Origin of the sequence: Anabaena sp. 4-3 (genome assembly GCF_001597745.1) — a bacterium.
GTDB lineage: Bacteria > Cyanobacteriota > Cyanobacteriia > Cyanobacteriales > Nostocaceae > Trichormus.
The window spans coordinates 98,413-101,585 of sequence record NZ_LUHJ01000072.1; the positions used below are offsets into that span (position 1 = coordinate 98,413).

Here is a 3,173-nt window from a genome sequence, read left to right on the forward strand (position 1 = left end):
AATGGTCAGGTCTGCTTTCAATCCTTGTATTGGCGGCATACCCGAAGGTTCTAAAGCATGAATTACCGTCAGTATTCCTTCTTCATTAATGGTTGAGTAGGCTACACGGTAGTGGCTGAAGTATTCACTTAACTGGTAAACAGTAAAGGAAATTATTTGTTCCACTGTCATGCCCGTGGTAATACCTGTGAGGATGCTATTAATTAAACCTAACCGCGCTTGACTTTCCCTGAGAGCCATCTCTGAGAGTTTGCGTTGTGTGATATCACGATATTGCCACAGGTGTCCTTGATACTGCTGATCTACGAAAACTGGGATATAGTCTCGCTCTAAAGTGCGACCATCTACTAAATCAATTTCTTCTGCTGTAACTACTCGTTTTTCCTGAAGTATTTGCTCAATACGTTTTAATGTGGCATCTGGATTGATAAATATCTGTTTTGCCTGTTGAGCTAATTCGCTACAGTCTGCCCCCAATAAAGCCTCAGAGGACACAGGAATGCCAAACAGGTGACAAAATTGTTGATTAATTAAAGCTATCTTCCGGGTTTCATCTTCTACTAATACACCCGCTTGCAGATTTTCAATTAAGGTCGCTAATCGTGAACTGGTTGCCCGTAATTGCTCTTCTACTTGTTTGCGTTCCGTAATGTCGATGCCTGTACTGATGATATATTCTACTGTATCTTCATAGCTCTTCAGGATATTGTTGGAACAGGCAATCAACCGCCTACTACCATTCTTATTTCTCCAGTAGAGTTCACAATTTCGTTGGTCTGGGGCTAATTTACCAGATTTTAACTGCTCAAACACAGCTTTGACTGTTTCCCGTTCTTCAGGAAATAAAAATACATCCCAAAAATACCTATCCCTAACCTCATCAAATGAATAACCTGTAAGTATTTCACAAGCTTGATTAAAACGAACAATTCTCCCTTCTAGGTTCAGCACTAATACTAAAACGTCGGCTGTATTAAGGAGCTTGGAAATAAAGTTTCTTTCTTGCTTAAGAGTTTGTTCTACTAACTTCCTTCGAGTTATTTCACGATAAACGAAGTAGTAGATTAAAGAAAGAATTGAAAAAGTTGATATCAATGCAATTTCTAATACAAGAATTGCATTTTTATCGCTGTTTTTTGCTGCTTGTAATTTTTGTTTGAGTAGCTGATTTTCTGCTGCCTTCATCTCATGGATAATCTTGTGGATATTATCCAGAATATGTTTGCCTTGATCTGTCTTAATTGTCTGCAAAGTAGCCTCCAAACCCGTGCGTTGGCGCAAGTCGATGTTTTGCTGGAGTTTTGTAAGTTTTAATCTTATTAGGGTTTTGAGCTTGTCAATATGTTGTAGGTCAAATTGATCATCTGCTAAATTACTCAGTTTCTCAAATTCTCTTTCTATGTTTTTAGTTGCTTGCTGATACGGCTGTAGATCAGGCTTTTCTCCAGTCGTGATGTAACCACGTTGTGCCGTTTCAGCTTCCTTTAAGTAAAATAAAATTTTGTCTAATGTGTTAATTTCTTCTTGAGTATTTTCCAATTTAACAATAGTATTAAAAGATAGTCTTATAGTGTGGTGAGTAACTGCACCCATGCAGATTAAAAATACTGCTGCTAACGCAAAGCCAGCACTCACTTTTGTAAAAAATAGCCTTTGTAAATTATTTGCCTGTTGGCGTTCATTGCTGACCAGATTCAAACTCGCTAAGTTGCGGCGCAACTCCATTTGTTTGATAACTAGGCGGGCTAAAGATTCTAATGCCTCAAGCTGTTCATTAGATAAATTGCGTGGTACAAAATCAATTACACAAAGGGTTCCTAAAGCATAGCCTTGAGGGTTAATCAGGGGTACACCAGCATAAAATTGAATATGGGGAGATGAGGTTACTAATGGGTTGGTTGCAAATCTTTCATCTTTTGTAGCGTCAGGTACTATAAAAATATTAGATTGTAGAATCGCATGAGCGCAAAATGCCAAATCACGACAAGTTTCCCCTGCATCTAATCCCAGTTTTGCTTTGAACCATTGACGGTTTGTATCAATTAAGCTGACTAAAGCCACAGGAGTTTCACAAATATAGGAAGCTAAACGAACCAAATCGTCAAAGGCAGCTTCTGATGGAGTATCAAGGATGCCATACTGCAAAAGTGTTGCAATTCTCTCTGTTTCGTTATCAGGTAATGGTGCTTTCATTGAGTTAGGAATACGCAGTTTTTGCGAATTAGTGGGATAAAGCAGGCGGATAATTAGGTTTGTTATGGTATGGGCATTTAATAAGAATTTTTGGCAATTTGTTGCCGAATAGAGGGGAATTTTTCGATAGTTTGCGGTAATAACTGCCAATCAAAAGCATCTAGCTGTGTTTTCAGAGAATTGGCATAATCCGCCAAAATTTGGCATTGATGTTCCTGGCTCCACACCTCTAGGCGTGCAATAAACTGTTGCAGTTCTCGCATTTCTAAAGTTTTTCGCAGAGTTATCCAGACGATTTCTTCCTCTTGCCGGATTTTAGCCAGGAGTTCTGTTAAATTAATGGGAATCTTTGATGCAGCTTTGTCAGAGTTACCAAAGTGTAAATTGTCTGGCGGTAACTCATATTGTTGCGCTCTTGGTGGAGAAATCTGGAGATATTTTTTCATTTCTGTTATGAGTGCGCTACGGCTGACAGGTTTACGCAAAAAGCCCTGGCAAATTATCTCAACCTCTAATTGTTCTTCCTTCTGGCAAGAAGCTGTCAAAATAATGATGGGAATATGTTGAGTGCGTGCGTCATTTTTGAGATGCAACGCAGTTTCACATCCATTCATCCGAGGCATTCGCAAATCAAGTAAAATCAAGTCTGGCTGATGTATTTGCGTCAGGCGAATCGCTTCCTCGCCATCTTCAGCCATGATTAACAAATGATGAGTTTGGGCAAAGTATCCCTGAATTAGCTGGCGATTTGAGTCTACATCATCCACAACCAAAATTGTGCAGGGAGCAAACTGATTGAGATCATCATCTGGAGAGGAATGTTCAGGCAATTCCGTAGTGTCATTGCCTAGGGATAATTCAGGAAAGACAAAAGTAAAAATACTACCTTGCCCTAACTCACTTTCGAGTGTAACAATTCCACCCATCATGTTGGTGAGTCGGCGAGTGATTGCCAATCCTAAACCAGTGCCTCCATACTT

At 39.5% G+C, this 3,173-nt stretch carries 2 protein-coding genes; both read right to left on the reverse strand.

Annotated features, from left to right (window positions below; translation table 11 throughout):
- A partial coding sequence (locus A3775_RS20890) for a PAS domain S-box protein (RefSeq protein ID WP_197480204.1) occupies positions 1-2,193 on the reverse strand: 2,193 nt, incomplete at its 3' end.
- 77 nt (positions 2,194-2,270) lie between these two features.
- The coding region (locus tag A3775_RS20895; protein WP_197480205.1) for a response regulator at positions 2,271-3,173 on the reverse strand (903 nt) is incomplete at its 5' end.